The sequence below is a fragment of the Aliiroseovarius sediminilitoris genome (assembly GCF_900109955.1).
GTDB classification, from domain to species: domain Bacteria; phylum Pseudomonadota; class Alphaproteobacteria; order Rhodobacterales; family Rhodobacteraceae; genus Aliiroseovarius; species Aliiroseovarius sediminilitoris.
In genome coordinates this window covers 1-19,295 of sequence record NZ_FOJB01000001.1, presented here as the reverse complement: position 1 = coordinate 19,295, position 19,295 = coordinate 1, and the positions used below count along the sequence as shown (strand labels likewise).

Sequence of the window (19,295 nt, the reverse complement as noted above, 5' to 3'; positions counted from 1 at the left end):
TACATGTTTTACCGCGAAGCAGGTGACTTCAAAACGTCTTACAGAGACGACAACCAGACCTTTCCGATCCGGCTGGATCGGATGGGTTACTACATCCTGATGTTCGTGGCCTTCCTGGTGGTCCCGTTCTTCATCAATGACTATTGGGTCAATGCCGTGTTCGCGCCGTTCCTGATCTATGCAATTGCGGCGCTGGGGCTGAACATACTGACCGGGTATGCCGGGCAGGTGTCGCTGGGCACCGGGGGCTTCATGGCCGTGGGGGCATATGCGAGCTACAAGCTGATGACAGGCTTTCCAGAGGTCAGCATCATCATCCACATTCTGCTGGCCGGTGGGATCACTGCCGTCGTGGGTGTGGCATTTGGTTTGCCGTCCCTGCGGATCAAAGGGTTCTATCTGGCGGTGGCCACGCTGGCTGCACAGTTCTTCCTTGTCTGGGTCTTCAACAAAGTACCGTGGTTTTATAACTACTCTGCATCGGGTCAGATCAACGCGCCAGAGCGGTCAGTGTTTGGTGTCATCGTGACCGGACCCAACACCGAGGCTTGGGCAAAATACATGATCTGCCTTGTCTTTGTTGTCGGGCTGGCATGGGTGGCGCGCAACCTGACGCGCGGCATGATGGGGCGCAAATGGATGGGCATTCGCGACATGGACATCGCCGCCGAGATCATCGGGGTGAACCCCCTGATGGCCAAAATGTCGGCCTTTGCGGTATCATCTTTCTTTATTGGTATTGCTGGCGCGCTGTTCTTCTCGGTTTATCTTGGAGCAGTCGAGGCAGGCGAGGCATTCGGCATCAACAAGTCGTTCCTTATCCTGTTCATGATCATCATCGGCGGACTTGGCTCGACCTTCGGATCGTTTGCGGGTGCGGCCTTCATGGTGCTGATGCCGGTCTTGCTGAAGAACGTGTTGGTGGGCGGCCTTGGCTGGCCGACCGATCTGGCCGCATATTTCGAGTTCATGATCGTGGGTGGCCTGATCGTCATCTTTCTGATCGTCGAACCTCATGGTCTGGCGCAATTGTGGCGACTGACGAAAGAAAAACTGCGTCTGTGGCCCTTCCCGCACTAGGACCCGCGCAATCCATCACACCCCGAGGATCAACGAGGAGAAGGTTCTGGGGGCAAAGCAACGTGACCCGCAATGGGCACATAAATTTGCTAATCTAGGGAGGAAGCAAATGAAATACTCGAAACTCGCAGCGGCCAGTGTCACGGCCCTTATGGCGGCAACCCCCGTCCTCGCAGAATTGGTGTTCCCGTCGCTCAGCTATCGGACTGGCCCGTATGCGGCCGGCGGTATCCCCTATGCGGACGGTTTTGCAGATTACTTCACCCTGCTGAACGAACGTGATGGCGGTATCGGTGGCGTGATGACATCTGCGCCCGAGTGCGAAACAGCCTATAACACTGAAAAAGGTGTGGAATGCTATGAGGCGACCAAGGGTCTGGGCGCGCTGGCGTATAACCCGCTGTCGACAGGCATCACCTATCAGTTGATCCCGAAAGTAACCGCAGATGACATCCCGCTTTACACGCCGGGTTACGGCCGCACATCGGCTGCAAACGGGAAAGTGTTCAGCCACGTGTTCAACTTCCCCGCCAACTACTGGAACGCTGCTTCGCTGGCTGTGAACCACCTGAAAGAGGTGAGCGGCGGCGATTTGACAGGCAAGAAAATCGCGCTCGTCTATCACAACTCGGCCTATGGCAAAGAGCCGATCCGCACGCTGGAAGGCCTTGCAGAAAAGCACGGCTTCGAATTGATGACAGTTCCTGTGGATCACCCCGGTCAGGAACAAAAAGCCCAGTGGCTGCAAATTCGTCGGGAGCGTCCTGATTTCGTAATGATGTGGGGCTGGGGCGTGATGAACCAGGTTGCCATTCAGGAAGCCGCCAATATTCGTTTCCCGATGGAGAATTTCATCGGCGTGTGGTGGTCAGGCGGGGACCATGATGTGACCCCCGCTGGTGAAGCTGCAACTGGCTACAAAGCTGTGACGTTCCACGGTGTTGGATCGGATTATCCTGTCTTTGACGACATCAAGGAATACGTTGTGGATGCCGGCAAAGCCGCAGGTAACGGCGATAACATCGGCAAGGCCCTTTATAACCGTGGTGTCTATGCCGCGATGTTGCTGGCTGAAGCGGCTAAGAAGGCTCAGGATATCCACGGCACCCCGGACATAACATCGTCGATGATGCGTGATGGTATGGAAGCGCTTGAGATCACCGAGGAGCGGATGACTGAACTTGGGATGCCGGGTTTTGGTCCGTCCTTCTCGGTCAGCTGCGAAAACCACGGCGGCCCCGGCACTGGCGCGATCCAGCAATGGGACGCGGCTGCTGGCAAGTGGTCGCTGATTTCGGATTTTGGACCGTCGGACATGGATGTGATCCAACCGCTGATCGATGAAGATTCGGCTGCTTATGCCGCTGAGAACAACATCGAGGAGCGCTGCAACTAAGCCGCGTGTAAGATATGTCGCTCGGGCCGTTTGGTCCGGGCGACCCCCGGACAACGAACACAAACAGGACGACCGATATGCTGGACGCCGCACAGACCGCAGAAAAGACCGCAAGAAACGCCGGTGAAAACCTTCTGGAGGTCAACAATATCGAGGTGATCTATAATCACGTGATTCTTGTGTTGAAGGGCGTGAGCCTTAATGTGCCCAAAGGCAGCATCACAGCCATTCTGGGTGGCAACGGCGCTGGCAAAACGACCACATTGAAGGCGATCTCGAACCTGCTGCAATCCGAGCGGGGGGAAGTCACCAAAGGCACCATCCTGCACAAGAACGAGAATGTGGCCGAGCTGAACCCTTCGGCGCTGGTCAAGCGTGGCGTCATTCAGGTGATGGAAGGCCGCCACTGTTTTGAACACCTGACCGTCGAGGAAAATCTGCTGACAGGAGCCTATACCCGCACCGATGGCAAGGCCGCGATCGCTGCGGATCTTGAGATGGTTTATGACTATTTCCCACGCATCAAAGAGCGTCGTAAAAGCCAGGCGGGTTACACTTCGGGCGGCGAGCAACAAATGGTGGCAATGGGCCGCGCGCTGATGTCGCGCCCCGATATGATCTTGCTTGACGAACCATCCATGGGTCTTGCACCGCAGTTGGTCGAGCAAATCTTTGAGATCGTCAAGAAAGTGAACGAGCAAGAAGGCGTGACCTTCCTGCTGGCAGAGCAAAACACCAACGTCGCGCTGCGCTACGCGCATTACGGATACATCCTGGAGAACGGGCGCGTGGTGATGGATGGTCCGGCCGCCGAATTGCGCGAAAACCCGGACGTCAAAGAATTCTACCTCGGTATGTCGGACGAAGGCCGCAAAAGCTTCCGCGACGTGCGGTCCTATCGCCGTCGCAAGCGTTGGCTGGCCTGACGCCTTCCCGCACACCGACAAAACGTAACGCAGGTCCGGAGGATATCCGGCGATGACAAGAGGTCACTCATGTCCAAGTATTTTGACGCGCTGGAAACCCGTTCGGCGGACGAACGCACAAGCGCATTGATTGACGGCCTCCGCGCTCAGATTGACCGTGCCCGTGCGGCGAAAAACGCCTGTCAACTGGATGGGCCAGAGATCAAATCATTGTCGGATCTGGCAAAATATCCGGTCCTGCGAAAATCCGACCTGAGCAGATGGCAAAAGAAAAGCCCGCCGTTTGGTGGATTTGCCGTCAAGAAACCCGCCCATATATTTCAATCGCCTGGTCCGATTTATGAACCCGGCGGCATCAGCCATGACTGGTGGCGCATGGGGAGGTTCCTGCATGCTTGTGGGATTGGAGAAGGGGATATCGTTCAGAACTGCTTTGGCTATCACCTGACCCCAGCCGGTATGATATTCGAGAACGGCGCGCAGGCCGTGGGTGCTTCCGTGCTTCCTGCCGGTGTCGGTCAGACCGAATTGCAGGTGCGCGCCGCGGCAGATATTGGCACCACGGCCTATGCGGGCACCCCGGACTATCTGAAGATCATTCTGGATCGCGCAGATGCCGACGGCGTCAAACTCAAGATCACCAAAGCGGCAGTAGGCGGCGGGGCGCTTTTTCCCAGTCTGCGTCAGGAATACGCGGACCGTGGTGTAACCTGTCTGCAAAGCTATGCGACCGCTGACCTTGGCAATATCGCTTATGAAAGCGAAGCGATGGAAGGCATGATCGTTGATGAAGGCGTGATCGTCGAGATTGTGCGCCCCGGCACCGGCGATCCGGTGGCATCAGGTGAGGTGGGCGAAGTCGTCGTGACCACGCTGAACCCGGATTACCCATTGATCCGCTTTGCGACGGGCGATTTGTCGGCGGTGTTGACTGGCACCAGCCCGTGTGGCCGCACCAATATGCGCATTAAAGGATGGATGGGTCGTGCGGACCAGACGGCCAAGATCAAGGGCATGTTTGTGCGCCCCGAGCAGGTCGCCGATTTCGTGGCCAAGCACGCAGAAGTTTCAAAGGCGCGCGTCATCGCCACCCGCGAAGGCGAGATGGACGCGATGACCGTGCAGGTCGAAGCAGACGGTGGCGATGCCGAGTCTTACGCGAAATCGGTGGTCGAAACCCTGAAACTTAAAGGTAAGATTGAACTCGTCGCCCCCGGCAGCCTGCCCAACGACGGCATCGTGATCGACGACAAGCGCGTTTACGACTAGATTGAACTGCCATGACGGGTGCCTGCGTTTTTCCGAAACCTGCCGGTTATCTAACTGGCGGGTTTTTTCGTTGAGTGTCGCTGATTTTCACCCAGAATGAACCAATCTGACGCTTCGGCGTTCTCGTAATATGGTGGAGGTGGGCATGACCCGTCGGTTTCAGATAGCAGTTGCGGCAGCAGCGCTTAGCGGTTTGGCAGGATTTGCAACGGCCAAGGATGCGGCTTTACTGGTGACGCAGAGCGACTATCGGTATTTGGAAGATGTTGTTGGCGTCAAAAACGCAGAGACGCTGGAACGCCGTCTGACGCAGGAAGGGTTCACTTTCCTTGACAGCGAGTCAGAGCGTGCCGATGACACTTGGGACGCGATCTCGGTGTTCCGAACCGAGGCCGAGGATGCGGAGCGTTTGCTGATCTTCTTATCGGGCCGATTTGCCAATAATGGCGATGAAACATGGTTGATCACGCGCTATGCCGAAGATGTCGATGATTTGTCGATTGGCGGCGTAGGTGTTCCACTAAGTGCAATCCTGCGCAGTGTGGCCGACCATCCTGATCGGGCCTTGGTTCTGTTGGCGCCGCAAGGCAGCGGGACGCCCCTGGGAGCCGGATTGTTGCCAGGCGTCGGTCCGATCGAAGCCCCGGAAGGTGTTGGCGTTCTGATTGGGCCAGCGGACGGTCTTGTGCGCTTCGTTGACAAGATCGCATTGACGCCCGATGCAAAAATGCGCAGCGCCCTGCGGGCCAATTATCCGGCGGTCGAGGTGTTCGGGGACGTTGCGGACAACACGCCCTTTACGCGTGGTGAGTTGTCAAACGCCGAACGTGCCGAAGCGGCATTGGGTCTGACACGATCAGAGCGCCGGAACGTCCAGCGTGACCTGACCATCCTGGGTCACAGTCCGGGTGGGATTGACGGAATATTCGGTCGGGGATCGCGCGCCGCGATCGAAGCCTGGCAGAAAGATCAGGGGCACGAGACGACCGGCTATCTGAATGCACGACAGATCAAGGCATTGCAGCGACAGGCATCGCGTCGCGCGGCGGAGTTGGAAGAGGCTGCGCGTGAACGTGCGGCGGAAGAGACGCGACAGGATAACGCGTTTTGGAACAAGAACGGGAAAGATGGCAGCGCCAAAGGGTTGCTGGCTTATCTGAAGAAATACCCAGATGGATTGCACTCTGACGAAGCAAATGAAGCCCTTGCGAAGTTACAGGGTGGAGGTAACGGTAAGGCCAGCAAGATTGAACTTGAAAACTGGAACATTGCAAAGGCCAAAGATACGGTTCAAGCCTATGATACATTTCTGCGCAGGCATCCAAATGGTTATTTTTCAGCTGTGGCTGCGAACAGAATAGAAGAGTTGAAGCAGGCGCAAAGGCGTCAGGCGGAACAGAAGGCGCTGGCCGCCGCCGAGGCATCGTTGTTGAAAAACGGCCCGCTGAGGCTGATCGTCGAACAACGGCTAAGCGGGCAAGGGTTCAAAACCGGGCAGGTCGACGGTGCGTTTGATGCACAAACCCGCAAGGCATTGCGCCAGTATCAGAAAAGTCGGGGTCTTGCCGTTACAGGATTTGTCGACCAGATCACTTTCGCCCGATTGATGATCAACATGTAAGGGAATGCGTCTGTCAGGCGGGGCAGGTCAGGCACATACACCCACACAAAAAAGCCGCCCACCGGGCGGCTTTTTAGATAACGCTGCTGATGTGTTCAGCCCTGACGGGCTTTGAACCGGCGTTGCGTTTTGTTGATCACGTAAACGCGGCCTTTACGGCGCACCACGCGGCAATCGCGGTGGCGGTTTTTCAGCGAGCGGAGCGAGTTGCGAACTTTCATGTTCCTTCTCCTTCAACGCGGCGCTGCGGTTGCGCCTAAGCTACATTATGCCGTTGGACCTTTCGGTCGTCTGGCGGTTCATGGTGGGCGATACTGGGATCGAACCAGTGACCCCTTCGATGTCAACGAAGTGCTCTACCGCTGAGCTAATCGCCCGGAAAATCTTCCCGGACCAATCTATGTGACCGATCCAAAAAACGCGACGCGGGAATACCCGCGCCGGTTCGCGGTTCTATAAAAGGAGTCGTGCCCGTGCGCAAGGGCTTTTGACGAGAGATTTTTTGCCATATTATACATTGTAGAAAAAGGCACAAAGGGCTTCGGATGTCGACACCTCCATACACGCTGACATTGCCGAAGGCGCACACAACCAGTGTTGTCTTTGCGTCGCCCCATAGCGGTCGAGATTACCCACCCGCTTTCATGCGAAACAGCGCGCTTGATGAACAGGCCCTCCGCTCATCGGAAGACGCTTATGTTGATCAGTTGTATGCGGCGGTCCCGGATCATGGCGCGCCGTTTTTGATGTCGAACACGCCGCGCGCCTATGTCGACCTTAACCGCGGGCCTGAAGAATTGGACCCGGCTCTGATCAACGGACTGCGTCGGGTCGATCACAATCCAAGGGTATCGTCGGGTCTGGGGGTTGTTCCGCGCGTTGTTGCAGGCGGGCGGGCGATCTATCGGGGCAAAATGTCCTTGGGTGATGCGCAATCACGTCTGGCGACGCATTGGCACCCTTATCATACGGCGCTGCAATCCCTGCTGGATCGCAGCAACGCGATGTTCGGAGAGGCGATATTGATTGATTGCCATTCGATGCCGCACGAGGCAGTCGCCAGCCTGAGCAAAGGTGCAAAGCGCTGTCCACAGATCGTTCTGGGCGATCGTTATGGCGCGTCTGCCGCGCCAGAAATCGTTGGTCGCGTCGAAGACGCATTTGTCCGTGGAGGGTTTGACACAGCGCGTAACACACCTTTCTCGGGCGCATATATTGCGCAACATTATGGGCGTCCGTCACGTGGGCAACACGTCGTTCAGGTCGAAATTGATCGGTCGCTTTATCTGGACGAGCGCATGGTGCGCCCAAATGCCGATTTTGCACATATCCGCGCAAGATTGGCGTCCGTGATCGCCGAAATTGCCGAGATCGGGCGGAGCGAAACCGCATTGGCTGCCGAGTAATCTCAGCGAATACCGCGACCCTTGACGATACTGCCATCTCCGAAACGGGCGCGGATTTTGTCCGTCGCTCGTTCCGCCGCGCGTCGCTTCGCGGCGTAGGGGTCAAGCAGATCGTCGCTGAGATCGGCATTCTCGGCCGAGCCAAGGTGGCTAAGCCCCACACCGATCAACCGAAACGGCCCCTTGTCGACAACCGTGTCCAGCAATGTACGCGCCGTTCGATAAATCCGGTCCGAGGACTGTGTGACATCCCCCAGATTGCTTTGCCGGCTCAGCGCGCGAAAATCGGCGCGTTTCAGTTTCAGCGTCACAACCCGACCGGCCAGATCACGCGCTTTGGCACGGTCCGATACCTTTTCGGACAAACGCCACAGATGGCCGTCCAGAAGGTCAATGTCTGATGTGTCCTCGAAAAACGTGGTTTCGTTCGAGATTGATTTGACTGGCGCATGGGCTGAAACGCGTCGCTTGTCTTCGCCTCGCGCCAGATGCCAAAGCCGTTCACCCATCCCGCCAAACCGCGTGATCAGGTCGGGTTTTTCCCAACGCAGAAGATCGGCGAAGGTGCGAATGCCTGCCTTTTCCAGTGCCGCCTGACTGACACCGCCCACGCCCCAGATCAGGCCGACGGGTTTGTCGCGCAGAAAACGCGCGGTTTCTTCCTTGCCGATCACGGAAAATCCGCGCGGTTTGTCCAGATCAGAGGCTACTTTCGCCAAGAACTTGTTGTGACTCAGCCCGATGGAACCGCTTAGCCCCAATTCGTTCTGCATACGTTTGACCAAGCCTGCCAGCATTACGGCAGGTGGCGCGCCATGCAGTTTCTGGGTGCCGGTCATGTCCAGAAACGCTTCGTCCAGCGACAGCGGTTCGATTGACGGGGACAGATCATCCATCATTGCGCGGATCTGTCTGGACACCGCCGCATAGTGGCTTCCGCGCGGTTTGATCACCACGGCATCAGGACAAAGCTTCAGCGCTTGAAACATAGGCATGGCAGACCGCACCCCGCGAATGCGCGCAACATAGCAAGCGGTTGATACGACGCCACGTTTCCCGCCACCGATAATCACAGGCTTGTCCGCCAATTCGGGATTGTCGCGCTTTTCGACCGAAGCGTAAAACGCATCGCAATCCATATGCGCAATGGTCAGGTCAAAAAGCTCGGGATGCGACAGCACCCGCGGGCTGCGGCAGGACGGGCAGCGGCGGCCATCATCGAATTGGGTCAGGCAATCTCGGCACAAAGCGGGCATAAGGTATGGTAACTTATCAGCGGCGTGGCTCAAACATTTGGCGGACCAAAGGTGGCACATGGAATTTAGTGGCGCGAAGCTTGTGTTGCTGATTGGCGGTCAGGTGGCAACCCTGTTGCGCGATGATTCCGCAAACATCCCGTATCCCGACATGTGGGATTTTCCGGGTGGCGGGAATGAAGCGGGCGAAACCCCCGAACAATGCGTGCTGCGCGAAACCCATGAAGAATTAGGGTTAATGCTGAACGAAGAAGATCTGATCTGGCGACAAACTTTCGAAAGTCCGACAGTCCCCGGAACTTTTACGTGGTGGTTTGCCGCGTCCCTGCCAGAAACGTGCATGCAAGACGTGGTGTTTGGCGATGAAGGGCAGTGTTGGACTTTGATGGAGCCGTCAAAGTGGCTGTCGCACCCGAAAGCGATTGCTCATTTCAAGCCACGATTGCAAACTGCACTTGCCGCAATTGCGGAGCAATACGTTGTATATCCGGCTAAATGACGCCATCTTCATTTTAATTATCGGACAGTGAAAGGTTCTTTCCATGAATGACATCCCCGCAGATTTACTTGGCGGAAACAGTGTGCTGCTGTTGTTGGCGGCCTTCCTGATCGTCGTTGTCCTTTTGGGCGTCAAGATCGTGCCGCAAAGCCAGAAATTCGTGGTCGAACGGTTCGGACGCCTGCAATCGGTTCTGGGGCCGGGGATCAACTTCATCGTGCCGTTTCTGGATCGTGTGCGCCACAAAGTGTCAATCCTTGAACGCCAGTTGCCGACGGCCAGCCAGGACGCGATCACCTCGGACAACGTGTTGGTTCAGGTTGATACCAGCGTGTTCTATCGTATTCTTGAACCTGAAAAGACAGTCTATCGTATCCGCGATGTGGATGCGGCGATTTCAACCACGGTTGCCGGGATTGTCCGGTCGGGCATCGGCGAGATGGAGTTGGATGAGGTCCAATCCAACCGCCAGCAACTGATCGCGAAGATCAAGCAGCAGGTCGCAGATGCCGTCGACGATTGGGGGATAGAGGTGACGCGCGCCGAAATTTTGGACGTGAACTTGGACAATGCCACGCGCGAGGCCATGCTTCAGCAGTTGAACGCGGAGCGGGCCCGCCGGGCGCAAGTCACCGAAGCGGAAGGCAAGCGTCGCGCGGTTGAACTGGCCGCCGATGCAGAGCTTTATGCCGCCGAGCAGACCGCCAAGGCTCGCCGCATTTCAGCTGATGCCGAGGCATACGCGACCGGGGTCGTCGCCAAGGCCATCGCCGAGAACGGGCTTGAAGCCGCACAGTATCAGGTTGCCTTGAAGCAGGTCGAAGCCCTGACAGCGGTCGGAAAGGGCGAGGGCAGACAGACCATCATCCTGCCTGCAAATGCGCTGGAGGCGTTCGGGGATGCCTTTAAGCTGTTGAAAGGAAAGCCATGATGTTTTGGGCGACATGGTGGGTCTGGGTCGCTGTGGCAATTGCCCTGGGTATTCTTGAAATGCTGGCCCCTGGTTTCATCTTCCTTGGATTCGCGGTTGGCGCTGCCGTTGTAGGGTTTTTGCTGTTTTTTGGAATAGCACCCGGCCTGCCGTGGATGCTGGTTCTGTTCGCAGCCATTTCGCTGGCAACATGGCTGGTTTTGCGCCGGGTTGTTGGCGTGCGCAAAGGGCAATCGAAACGCATCGACATCGACATCAACGAGTTATGATTGTCAGGTGCCGGGGCTGGCGGCCTCGGCGTCGAACAGGAAAGGTATCTGTTCCGCCATCGTGCCGCCCTTCAACAGCCAGCTTAGACCAAGTGACCACAAGGCGACGCTTTCTGCCCAGAAGGTGAATGACCATGCGGCGTCCCAAATTCTTCCCTGCTCGGGCAGGAAGATCTTGACCACGCCGATCAGGATCACCATCGCAATGATCGTCCAGCCAAAGAAGCGATAGCATTGATTGCGTCGTTTCTTGTGCCGACCAAGATTTTCCACCGAGCAGCGGGTGAACAGCCGGATGGATGTGATGCCCATGAAGATCAGGAAAATGCCTGCTGCCGAAAAATGGACATTCTGCTGCAACTGGTCCATTGATGGTGGGATGAGCCGATCAAACAGCGCCAACGGTTGATAGCAATTTTCGCGATAGCAAAGCGTCGGGATGAACGCCGTTGTGAACACCGCGACGCCTGAAATGCTGGAGACCATGCGGTCGGTCAACACTTCGTTCGGCCTGCGTGAATACCCCTCATAGGCGACCAGAAACAACCCGACACCGGCTGACGCCGACACGAACACTTCGCGCAGTTCGGTGAAGAAGAAGGCCGAGATCGAGCGCTGCATTGGCACGTTGAACAGATAGACATTGGCAAGCAACACAAACGGCAGCGTCAGCCCTATCGCCCCGATCGCACGCCGAAGTCGCAACACGGTGGACATGTCGGGGTTGGGGCGTGTGTCAGGCATGGGGCACCTCGGAGTAGCTGTCGCCGGCGTCAATTGTTATGTGTGCCGCAGCAAAGCACATCAGGCCCAATGTTCGAAACTTTGTTTGCACCGCGCAAGGCGGCATGTCCTGTCATTGGCTCACGATTGTACGAGCGATGCGTGACCGGGCTGACCGGAGAGGGCGATCTAGCTTTGGTTGGCTTGCCGGGCCTGAGGTGAGTTCAATTCGGCAATGATTGCTTCGACCGCTGCTTTCGGGTCTTTGGCGTTCCGTATGGGGCGGCCAACCACGATATGGTCAACACCATCGGCGATGGCCTGCGCCGGGGTGGCAATCCGCTTTTGATCACCCAGCTCAGCGCCAGCCGGGCGCACGCCCGGGGTGACGATCAGTTTGCCGTCTGCCTCGGGCAGGGCGCGGATCAACCTGGCCTCTCGTGGTGACGCGATGACGCCATCCGCACCGGCGTCCAACGCGCGGGCGGCACGTTCCAGAACCAGATCCCGAATGTTGCCGGGCTTGATCAGCGCAGCATCCAGATCGTCGCGATCCAGCGATGTCAGGATGGTCACGGCAAGGATCTTCATGTCACTGCCGCCCTTGCCCTCCTGTGCGGCGCGCACCACGTTGGGATCGCCATGCACGGTCAGGAAATCCAGATCGAACTGCGACAGCCCGCGCACGGCAGCTTCGACAGTGTTGCCGATGTCAAACAGCTTCATATCCAGAAAGATCTTTTTGCCCTGTTCGCTTTTCAGCTCGTTGGCCAGCGCCAACCCGCCGCCCGTCAGCATACCCAGCCCGATTTTGTAAAAACTCACGACGTCGCCCAGTGACTCGGCGAGTTGCAGGCCTTCCAGCGCATTGGGGACATCAAGGGCAAAGATCAGGCGGTCATCAGACATGGAAAGTTCCTTTTTGCGCAGTTGGCCCGTCCTAACTGCCGCCAACGACAATGGCAATTGATCGTTGTTTGGATGACGATGCGACGGGCTGAAAAATGATCAGTTTCGGGTCAATCGACCCATCCGTCGTCTTGCATTTTTCCGACCCGTTCCCATCTTTATTGCGAGGCCCGAAGGGATGTGCTGCAACGGTGGGCATTCCAACTGCGGGCGCTTTAAAAGGAGAGTGATATGGACTTGAACAAGTTCACCGAACGGTCGCGTGGTTTCATACAGGCCGCACAGACCATCGCGATGCGCGAAAACCATCAACGTCTGGTTCCCGAGCATCTGCTGAAAGCCCTGATGGATGATGAAGAAGGGATGAGCGCCAACCTGATCCGCAAGGCAGGTGGGTCGCCAGAACGTGTCCGCGCCGCCGTGGACGAGGCCATCGGCAAGCTGTCGAAGGTGACAGGTGATGCTGCCCAGGTTTACATGGACAACGCCACCGCCCGCGTTCTGGACGAGGCGCAGAAACTGGCCAAGCAGGCCGGGGACAGTTTTGTTCCCGTCGAACGGCTGTTGACCGCGTTGGCGATGATCAAATCCAAGGCGCGCGACGCGTTGGATGCTGGCGCTGTTGATGCCAAGAAACTGAACGCTGCGATCAATGCGGTGCGTCAGGGGCGCACGGCGGACAGTGCCAGTGCCGAAGACAGCTATGAAGCTTTGTCGAAATATGCCCGTGACCTGACCGAAGCAGCGGAAGAGGGCAAGATTGACCCGATCATTGGTCGTGACGAAGAAATTCGTCGCACCATGCAGGTTCTGTCGCGCCGCACCAAGAACAACCCGGTTTTGATCGGTGAACCCGGTGTCGGTAAGACGGCCATTGCCGAGGGGCTGGCCCTGCGCATTATCAATGGCGACGTGCCGGAAAGCCTGCGCAACAAGAAACTGCTCGCTCTGGATATGGGCGCGCTGATTGCCGGTGCGAAATACCGTGGCGAGTTCGAGGAGCGCATGAAAGCGGTTCTGGGCGAAGTGACTGCCGCGGCTGGTGAAATCATCCTGTTCATTGACGAAATGCACACGCTGGTTGGGGCCGGTAAGTCGGATGGCGCGATGGATGCCGCCAACCTGATCAAGCCTGCGCTGGCGCGCGGTGAACTTCACTGTGTCGGGGCCACCACGCTGGATGAATACCGCAAGTATGTCGAGAAGGATGCTGCTTTGGCCCGTCGGTTCCAGCCGGTGATGGTGGAAGAACCGACCGTGGAAGACACGATCTCGATCCTGCGGGGCATCAAGGAAAAGTATGAGTTGCATCATGGTGTGCGGATTTCCGATAATGCGTTGGTCGCGGCCGCGACGCTGAGCCATCGCTATATCACCGACCGGTTCTTGCCGGACAAAGCCATCGACCTTGTGGATGAAGCTGCCAGCCGTTTGCGGATGGAAGTGGATTCGAAACCCGAAGAACTTGATGCGCTGGACCGTCAGATCATGCAGATGCAGATCGAAGCCGAGGCCCTGAAACTTGAAGACGACAAGGCGTCGAAAGACCGTCTTGAGAAACTTGAAGCCGAGTTGTCGGATCTTCAGGAAAAATCGTCCTCGATGACCGCCAAATGGCAGGCCGAACGCGATCAGCTTGAAGGTGCGCGCGGCTTGAAAGAGCAGTTGGATCGCGCCCGTGCAGAACTGGATTCCGCCAAGCGCGAAGGCAATCTGGCCAAGGCCGGTGAGCTGTCCTATGGCGTTATTCCAAGCCTTCAGAAGAAGTTGGAAGAAACCGAAAGCGCCGAGAGCGATATGATGGTCGAAGAGGCGGTGCGGCCCGAGCAGATCGCGAGTGTGGTCGAGCGTTGGACGGGTATCCCAACCTCAAAAATGCTGGAAGGCGAGCGTGAGAAGCTGCTCAGAATGGAAGACGAGCTGCACAAGCGTGTGATCGGTCAAACGTCGGCCGTGAAAGCCGTGGCGAACGCCGTGCGCCGTGCGCGTGCCGGGCTGAACGACGAAAACCGTCCGCTTGGATCTTTCCTGTTCCTTGGGCCGACCGGTGTCGGTAAGACGGAACTGACAAAGGCCGTGGCTGAATACCTCTTTGACGACGACAACGCGATGGTTCGTGTGGACATGTCCGAGTTCATGGAGAAGCATTCCGTCGCCCGTCTGATCGGCGCGCCTCCGGGCTATGTCGGCTATGACGAAGGTGGGGTGCTGACCGAAGCGGTGCGACGTCGGCCCTATCAAGTGGTGCTGTTTGACGAAGTCGAAAAGGCGCACCCCGATGTGTTCAACGTGCTGTTGCAGGTTCTGGATGATGGTGTTCTGACCGATGGTCAGGGGCGCACCGTGGATTTCAAGCAGACACTGATCGTTCTGACCTCGAACCTTGGGGCGCAGGCGCTGAGCCAGCTTCCCGATGGAGCGGATGCGTCAGATGCCAAGCGTGACGTGATGGATGCGGTGCGGGCCCACTTCCGCCCCGAATTCCTGAACCGTCTGGATGAAACGATCATCTTTGATCGGCTTAGCCGGAATGACATGGGCGGCATCGTCGATATCCAGTTGGAGCGTCTGACCCGCCGTCTGGCCCGTCGCAACATAGCCCTTGAACTGGACGATGGCGCGCGCAAATGGCTGGCCGATGAAGGCTACGACCCGGTGTTTGGCGCCCGCCCTTTGAAGCGCGTTATTCAACGTGCGCTTCAGGACCAGTTGGCGGAAATGATCCTGGCCGGGGATGTGATGGATGGTGACACGATCCCGGTTTCTGCCGGGGTGGATGGCCTGATAATCGGGGATCGAGTTGCAAGCTCGAACCAACATCCGCCGGAAGACGCGGTCGTTCACTAATCCCGTCCGTTAAAACAAATGAAAGCCCCGCCGGTGAGAACCGACGGGGCTTTGCCGTGAGTGGGGAAGAGGCAGAGAGCCCTTACATCTCGCTTGGGATCGAGCCAGCTTCCTGGGCTGCTGCAAGTTCGTCAGCGTCCAGAGTGCCGCTTGCGTCCGCGTCGGCCGTCGAGAAGTCCTCGGCGGTCACGTCAGGATAAACTGCGACCAGTTCTTCCATCGTGACCTGCCCGTCCTCGTTTGCATCCAAAGCGTCGATGTTGGCAAAAGCTGAAGTCGACCCGGCAATCAGAAGAGCGGCGGCAAGAGATGTGGTTTTCATGCGATATACTCCAAGTTTATTGATCGCACCCAACGTCGGGTGCAGAGAGATAGAAATCACGCCCGATGGTAGGGTTCATCTGAAATGCGCAGCGATGCTCTGTTTAGGCGCTAACCTGCGAGATTGACCTCCACCTACAGGCGAAGTTCCGCAGGGGCGGGTCAAAGGGTCGGAACCCGGCAAAACGGCTCCTATCCAAAGGGAGGTTTTAGGCGATTCGCAGCCGAGAAATCGCATTTCGCGATCATGCGAAGTTTTGTGCTTGTCGGTGGCGTGGGCGAAGGTGATTCCGTCTTCACCCCGAATCACGCTACTTCGTCCAGATAGAGTCGCAGTCTTTCCGTTCAGGCACATGGCGCTAGACTCGATCTGCATCACGGAGAGGTTTAGATGCAATCCATGTTCTGGCCATCTTCTGGCCAAGTTCTGGGCGGTGGAACTGTTAGCGCAGGCGTTGTTCTTTATGATTGGCATCGGGTTTCTGGTGCTGGTTGTGCTTTATGCCATCGACCGGTTGCAAACCCATGACCCAGTGCGCCGCAACGAGCCGATGGTCAGCCGGTTTCGGGCGCTGTTCACCAATCCGGGCGAGTTTTTCCGGCAGTATTTCTTTGCGATGGACCGCAAAGAACTGCCATTCAACCGCGCCCAACGGGATTGGGTCAAGCGTTCGGCGTCGGGGCTGGGCAACACGGTGCCTTCGGGTCGACCCGGAATCTGGGTGTTACTGGCACCCCCATCTTTGTGAATGGCGCATTCCCGCCTCTCAGCGATCAGCACTCCCAGACCGAACCGTTTTTGATCGGTCCAACCGCCCGACACACTTATAGCGCGAAATCCATTTTCAATCTGTCAGGTATGAGTTTCGGTGCCTTGTCTCACTATGACCTGAAGGGGTGTAGCGACATTGTCTTTCAGATCGGCACTGCGAAATACGGGGTGCGGGATGCCGAAGGCATGGGCATCATCCAAGAAGTGGAAACCATCGCTCATTCCGTTGGCGTAAGCCAGCCACGCCAGATGGGCCGCCATCATGTTCGTCTGGTGCAGCAGAACGGTCGTTCGGTTCAAATGAACCACATCTATCCTGCCTTCCCCCCTCTTGATTGATGGATTGTTACAATCCTCTGGCGCGGACGTGAGTCATTGTGCTTTGGATTTTCGCGCGTGCTGTCTTAGGTCAAAGGTAGACGAGCATGAGAGGTGTGCCAAATGGCTTATATGAGTAAACTGAAATATTCCGACGTAACGCCGCGCGCGGCGTATATGAACCGACGCCAGTTGATGGGCGGTGCCGCCGGGCTGGCTGCCGGGCTGGCGCTTGGTCCGGTGCTGGGCGCATCGAAATACTCGGTCGATCTTGAGCCCAACACCTTGGAAGACATCTCTTCCTACAACAACTTTTATGAATTTGGCACTGGTAAGACCGACCCGGTCAAATACGCAAGCCAGCTGACCATTGATCCATGGTCCGTCGAGATTGGCGGGATGGTGGATCGACCCGGTACCTATGGGCTTGAGGATATCCTGAAGAAGGTCACGTTGGAAGAGCGCATCTATCGGTTCCGTTGCGTTGAAACCTGGTCGATGGTTGTGCCTTGGGTTGGGTTCGAATTGAACCAGTTGCTGGATCTGGCCGGGGTCCAAGGATCAGCGAAATACGTTGCCTTCGAAACCCTGTTCCGACCCGAAGAAATGCCCGGGCAGAAAACCGTCAGTCTGGAATGGCCCTATCGTGAAGGTCTGCGGCTGGACGAAGCACTGCACCCGCTGACGATCATGGCCACCGGCATCTATGATGAACCGATGCCGAAGCAGAATGGTGCGCCCTTGCGCCTCGTGGTGCCGTGGAAATACGGCTACAAGTCGATCAAGTCGATCGTGCGCGTGACTCTGACAGATAAAGAGCCGCAAACCACTTGGAATATGTTGCAACCGAATGAGTATGGTTTCTATTCCAATGTGAACCCCGAGGTCAGCCACCCGCGTTGGTCGCAAGCTTACGAGAAACCGATTGGGGGTGGTCTGTTTGCCAAGCGGCAGGAGACGTTGAAGTTCAACGGATACCAAGAAGAGGTCGCCAGCCTGTATGATGGCATGGACTTGGTGGTGAACCACTGATGACCATGGTTGACCGGATCAACACCGCGTCGCGGAAGGTGCCGGTTTGGGTGCTTTATGTTGCAGGTGCTCTTTGGCCGGCCTGGCTGTTGTATCTTGCGGCAACAGGCAGTATGGGACCAGAGCCTGTCAAAGCACTTGAGCAAGAGCTGGGCCGGCTGGCGCTGAAAGCCCTGATCCTTGGGTTGCTCGTGACACCGTTACGCGCCGTTGCTGGCATCAACCTGATCCGTTTCAGGCGCGCAATCGGCGTTCTGACCTTCTATTTCGTGTCAGTCCATCTTCTTGTGTGGTTGGTGCTGGATGTTCAGATTCTGTCCGAGATCTGGAAAGATATTGTAAAACGGCCGTATATCACTGTTGGGATGGGGGCATTCCTGTTGATGACACCGCTTGCGATCACGTCAAACAACTGGTCGGTGCGCAAGCTCGGCCCGAAATGGCGCAAGCTGCACCGGTTGGTCTATCCCACGGTTCTGCTGGGCGGCGTGCACTTCATCATGGTCGGTAAGACATGGGAAGCTGATGCGCTAATGTATATGGCAGTTATTGTCACGCTGTTGGGTTGGCGGGTCTGGCAGGTTTTGACACGTGCCCGGGTCCAGAAACCAAAGCAGCCCCTTCCAACTTAAAGTCAGCGTAGCCCAAACTTCGTTAGAAGCGCGCTTATCTTGGATGGTTTCACCGTTGTGGGCTTCTTCTCTATCTGATCCAGCACATTCGGCGTGTGATACATTCCTGTGACATCCAAAAATCGATGACCATGATTTTGGCCATTGGGTTTGATCATAATAAACTGTGCCCGATGTGCCGCAACCATTGGTGCATTCTGCGCTTCTGCGAAGTACTGCGCAAAGGGATACACAAAAGTTGGCTCGTACTCGCTGCTATGTTGCCAAATCGTCGGAGAGAAATCATCACCTACAATTATTCCTCCGGGTTTCAGTTTGGGCCAAACTGAGATCAAATCGATGCAGATACCCCTGAGTGTATGATCCCCGTCGATATAGATCAGATCAAGCGATTCATCATTGATCTGGTCTATCATTTCCAATGTCGTTCCCCGAAGTATGACACGCTTCTGTGCGGCGAAATTGGTGTTCTTAAGTGAGGTTTCATATGCTTCCTCGAACTCCGGTGCGCTTATGTTGAAGGGCTTGTTCCAGTTATCAAGCGTGCGCCACGGATCAAGCATATAATAGGTCTTTATAGAGGGATTCCGCTCAAGAATATCTTTCGCGAATTCACCATGCCATACTCCAAGCTCAAGGATCGTCGGTAGATCAAGCAATTCGATCAGTCGTGTTGTGAGATCTATCCGCGTTTCAGCGGTCTTAGCAATTGCAGCAATGTCGGCGAGGGTGACTTGAGTGGTGTCTGACAATTTGGGCCTCTTTTGGTGTTATTTGGGTGCAACTGTTCAATCATCCGGATCGGATGCGCAAGAAAAGTCTCGGTAGTCTTGAGCGACATTCAGATTCAGCGTCGGAATTGAAGGTGAAATAGGGCAATAGGAAGGATTGATTCCGATCGAGTAATAATCTTAAATTCTGAAGCTGGCACTGATGTTGAAAATTACGCCAACACGTTAAAAACACACCGAAAATCAGAAAAATACAAAAAGATGCGTTTTTCTCAAAAAAGGGGTTGCGACTCTTTTGCGTTGGGCCTAGAACCCCCTTCACCGGCGGCGCTGAGGCGCGGTTGGGTCGCTGGACTG

General features: G+C 56.4%; 18 protein-coding genes, 1 tRNA gene and 1 pseudogene. 13 read left to right on the top strand and 7 right to left on the bottom strand.

Annotation, left to right across the window (positions count from 1 at the left end):
- Positions 1-3 precede the first annotated feature (3 nt).
- From BMY55_RS00105 to BMY55_RS00085, 5 genes are all read left to right on the top strand, one after another.
- Entirely contained in the window at positions 4-1,080 is a 1,077-nt protein-coding gene (locus BMY55_RS00105) for a branched-chain amino acid ABC transporter permease (RefSeq protein ID WP_091427207.1), read from the top strand.
- Between the two features lie 109 nt (positions 1,081-1,189).
- Positions 1,190-2,476 (top strand): ABC transporter substrate-binding protein, encoded by a 1,287-nt coding sequence (locus BMY55_RS00100; RefSeq protein WP_091427205.1) that lies wholly within the window; start codon positions 1,190-1,192, stop codon positions 2,474-2,476.
- Positions 2,477-2,553: 77 nt separating this feature from the next.
- The gene (locus tag BMY55_RS00095) at positions 2,554-3,402 is read left to right on the top strand and encodes an ABC transporter ATP-binding protein (RefSeq protein WP_091431847.1); all 849 of its coding nucleotides are present in this window, start codon (positions 2,554-2,556) and stop codon (positions 3,400-3,402) included.
- A gap of 69 nt (positions 3,403-3,471) precedes the next feature.
- The gene (locus BMY55_RS00090; protein ID WP_091427203.1) at positions 3,472-4,671 is read left to right on the top strand and encodes a phenylacetate--CoA ligase family protein; all 1,200 of its coding nucleotides are present in this window, start codon (positions 3,472-3,474) and stop codon (positions 4,669-4,671) included.
- Between the two features lie 145 nt (positions 4,672-4,816).
- Positions 4,817-6,292 (top strand): peptidoglycan-binding domain-containing protein, encoded by a 1,476-nt coding sequence (locus tag BMY55_RS00085; protein ID WP_177179254.1) that lies wholly within the window; start codon positions 4,817-4,819, stop codon positions 6,290-6,292.
- Positions 6,293-6,387: 95 nt separating this feature from the next.
- Here BMY55_RS00085 and ykgO read toward each other — a convergent pair whose 3' ends face one another.
- Positions 6,388-6,513, bottom strand: coding sequence for a type B 50S ribosomal protein L36 (gene ykgO, locus BMY55_RS00080; RefSeq protein ID WP_005850168.1), 126 nt, complete (start codon positions 6,511-6,513; stop codon positions 6,388-6,390).
- Between the two features lie 81 nt (positions 6,514-6,594).
- A tRNA-Val gene (locus BMY55_RS00075) sits at positions 6,595-6,669 on the bottom strand.
- A 168-nt stretch (positions 6,670-6,837) separates the two neighbouring features.
- Between BMY55_RS00075 and BMY55_RS00070 the strand changes: the two genes are divergently transcribed.
- Positions 6,838-7,698: an N-formylglutamate amidohydrolase gene (locus tag BMY55_RS00070; protein ID WP_091427200.1), complete on the top strand. Its 861-nt coding sequence runs from the start codon at positions 6,838-6,840 to the stop codon at positions 7,696-7,698.
- Between the two features lie 2 nt (positions 7,699-7,700).
- On the opposite strand, the gene BMY55_RS00065 is transcribed toward BMY55_RS00070, so the two are convergent.
- Complete coding sequence (locus tag BMY55_RS00065) at positions 7,701-8,954, bottom strand: DNA polymerase IV (RefSeq protein WP_091427198.1); 1,254 nt, start codon at positions 8,952-8,954, stop codon at positions 7,701-7,703.
- Between the two features lie 58 nt (positions 8,955-9,012).
- Here BMY55_RS00065 and BMY55_RS00060 point away from each other — a divergent pair, with 58 nt between their 5' ends.
- The 3 genes from BMY55_RS00060 to BMY55_RS00050 are packed head-to-tail and all read left to right on the top strand — an operon-like array spanning position 9,013 to position 10,653.
- On the top strand, positions 9,013-9,453 hold the full coding sequence (locus tag BMY55_RS00060) for an NUDIX hydrolase (protein ID WP_177179253.1): 441 nt from the start codon (positions 9,013-9,015) through the stop codon (positions 9,451-9,453).
- A gap of 43 nt (positions 9,454-9,496) precedes the next feature.
- Positions 9,497-10,384 carry an SPFH domain-containing protein gene (locus BMY55_RS00055; protein ID WP_091427196.1) on the top strand — a complete coding sequence of 296 codons (888 nt, stop codon included), beginning with the start codon at positions 9,497-9,499 and terminating at the stop codon, positions 10,382-10,384.
- Complete coding sequence (locus tag BMY55_RS00050) at positions 10,384-10,653, top strand: NfeD family protein (protein ID WP_177179252.1); 270 nt, start codon at positions 10,384-10,386, stop codon at positions 10,651-10,653. The genes BMY55_RS00055 and BMY55_RS00050 overlap by 1 nt, the downstream gene beginning before the upstream one ends.
- Positions 10,654-10,656: 3 nt before the next feature.
- Here BMY55_RS00050 and BMY55_RS00045 read toward each other — a convergent pair whose 3' ends face one another.
- Together BMY55_RS00045 and pyrF are read right to left on the bottom strand one after the other, a co-directional pair.
- Entirely contained in the window at positions 10,657-11,397 is a 741-nt protein-coding gene (locus BMY55_RS00045; protein WP_091427193.1) for a hypothetical protein, read from the bottom strand.
- A gap of 168 nt (positions 11,398-11,565) precedes the next feature.
- Positions 11,566-12,285 carry an orotidine-5'-phosphate decarboxylase gene (gene pyrF, locus BMY55_RS00040; RefSeq protein WP_091427191.1) on the bottom strand — a complete coding sequence of 240 codons (720 nt, stop codon included), beginning with the start codon at positions 12,283-12,285 and terminating at the stop codon, positions 11,566-11,568.
- Positions 12,286-12,516: 231 nt separating this feature from the next.
- Here pyrF and clpB point away from each other — a divergent pair, with 231 nt between their 5' ends.
- Positions 12,517-15,132 carry an ATP-dependent chaperone ClpB gene (clpB, locus tag BMY55_RS00035; RefSeq protein WP_091427189.1) on the top strand — a complete coding sequence of 872 codons (2,616 nt, stop codon included), beginning with the start codon at positions 12,517-12,519 and terminating at the stop codon, positions 15,130-15,132.
- Between the two features lie 82 nt (positions 15,133-15,214).
- Here the strand turns inward: clpB and BMY55_RS00030 are convergent, their stop codons facing one another.
- Positions 15,215-15,454, bottom strand: a complete 240-nt coding sequence (locus tag BMY55_RS00030; protein ID WP_091427188.1) for an EF-hand domain-containing protein — start codon at positions 15,452-15,454, stop codon at positions 15,215-15,217.
- A gap of 463 nt (positions 15,455-15,917) precedes the next feature.
- Here BMY55_RS00030 and BMY55_RS16980 point away from each other — a divergent pair.
- From BMY55_RS16980 to msrQ, 3 genes and pseudogenes are all read left to right on the top strand, one after another.
- A pseudogene (locus BMY55_RS16980) lies at positions 15,918-16,411 on the top strand (FMN-binding glutamate synthase family protein); the annotation flags it as partial.
- 255 nt (positions 16,412-16,666) lie between these two features.
- Positions 16,667-17,575, top strand: a complete 909-nt coding sequence (gene msrP, locus BMY55_RS00015; protein WP_091427182.1) for a protein-methionine-sulfoxide reductase catalytic subunit MsrP — start codon at positions 16,667-16,669, stop codon at positions 17,573-17,575.
- Positions 17,575-18,207, top strand: a complete 633-nt coding sequence (msrQ, locus tag BMY55_RS00010) for a protein-methionine-sulfoxide reductase heme-binding subunit MsrQ (protein WP_091427178.1) — start codon at positions 17,575-17,577, stop codon at positions 18,205-18,207. The genes msrP and msrQ overlap by 1 nt, the downstream gene beginning before the upstream one ends.
- 2 nt (positions 18,208-18,209) lie before the next feature.
- On the opposite strand, the gene BMY55_RS00005 is transcribed toward msrQ, so the two are convergent.
- Positions 18,210-18,959 carry a class I SAM-dependent methyltransferase gene (locus BMY55_RS00005; protein WP_091427176.1) on the bottom strand — a complete coding sequence of 250 codons (750 nt, stop codon included), beginning with the start codon at positions 18,957-18,959 and terminating at the stop codon, positions 18,210-18,212.
- Between the last annotated feature and the right edge of the window lie 336 nt (positions 18,960-19,295).

Excerpts from the sequence above, each read along its gene's own strand:
- BMY55_RS00105 (WP_091427207.1), top strand. The coding sequence starts at position 4 with ATGTTTTACCGCGAAGCAGGTGACTTCAAAACGTCTTACAGAGACGAC.
- BMY55_RS00100 (WP_091427205.1), top strand. The coding sequence starts at position 1,190 with ATGAAATACTCGAAACTCGCAGCGGCCAGTGTCACGGCCCTTATGGCG.
- BMY55_RS00095 (WP_091431847.1), top strand. The coding sequence starts at position 2,554 with ATGCTGGACGCCGCACAGACCGCAGAAAAGACCGCAAGAAACGCCGGT.
- BMY55_RS00090 (WP_091427203.1), top strand. The coding sequence starts at position 3,472 with ATGTCCAAGTATTTTGACGCGCTGGAAACCCGTTCGGCGGACGAACGC.
- BMY55_RS00085 (WP_177179254.1), top strand. The coding sequence starts at position 4,817 with ATGACCCGTCGGTTTCAGATAGCAGTTGCGGCAGCAGCGCTTAGCGGT.
- ykgO (WP_005850168.1), bottom strand. The coding sequence starts at position 6,513 with ATGAAAGTTCGCAACTCGCTCCGCTCGCTGAAAAACCGCCACCGCGAT.
- BMY55_RS00070 (WP_091427200.1), top strand. The coding sequence starts at position 6,838 with ATGTCGACACCTCCATACACGCTGACATTGCCGAAGGCGCACACAACC.
- BMY55_RS00065 (WP_091427198.1), bottom strand. The coding sequence starts at position 8,954 with ATGCCCGCTTTGTGCCGAGATTGCCTGACCCAATTCGATGATGGCCGC.
- BMY55_RS00060 (WP_177179253.1), top strand. The coding sequence starts at position 9,013 with ATGGAATTTAGTGGCGCGAAGCTTGTGTTGCTGATTGGCGGTCAGGTG.
- BMY55_RS00055 (WP_091427196.1), top strand. The coding sequence starts at position 9,497 with ATGAATGACATCCCCGCAGATTTACTTGGCGGAAACAGTGTGCTGCTG.
- BMY55_RS00050 (WP_177179252.1), top strand. The coding sequence starts at position 10,384 with ATGTTTTGGGCGACATGGTGGGTCTGGGTCGCTGTGGCAATTGCCCTG.
- BMY55_RS00045 (WP_091427193.1), bottom strand. The coding sequence starts at position 11,397 with ATGCCTGACACACGCCCCAACCCCGACATGTCCACCGTGTTGCGACTT.
- pyrF (WP_091427191.1), bottom strand. The coding sequence starts at position 12,285 with ATGTCTGATGACCGCCTGATCTTTGCCCTTGATGTCCCCAATGCGCTG.
- clpB (WP_091427189.1), top strand. The coding sequence starts at position 12,517 with ATGGACTTGAACAAGTTCACCGAACGGTCGCGTGGTTTCATACAGGCC.
- BMY55_RS00030 (WP_091427188.1), bottom strand. The coding sequence starts at position 15,454 with ATGAAAACCACATCTCTTGCCGCCGCTCTTCTGATTGCCGGGTCGACT.
- msrP (WP_091427182.1), top strand. The coding sequence starts at position 16,667 with ATGGCTTATATGAGTAAACTGAAATATTCCGACGTAACGCCGCGCGCG.
- msrQ (WP_091427178.1), top strand. The coding sequence starts at position 17,575 with ATGACCATGGTTGACCGGATCAACACCGCGTCGCGGAAGGTGCCGGTT.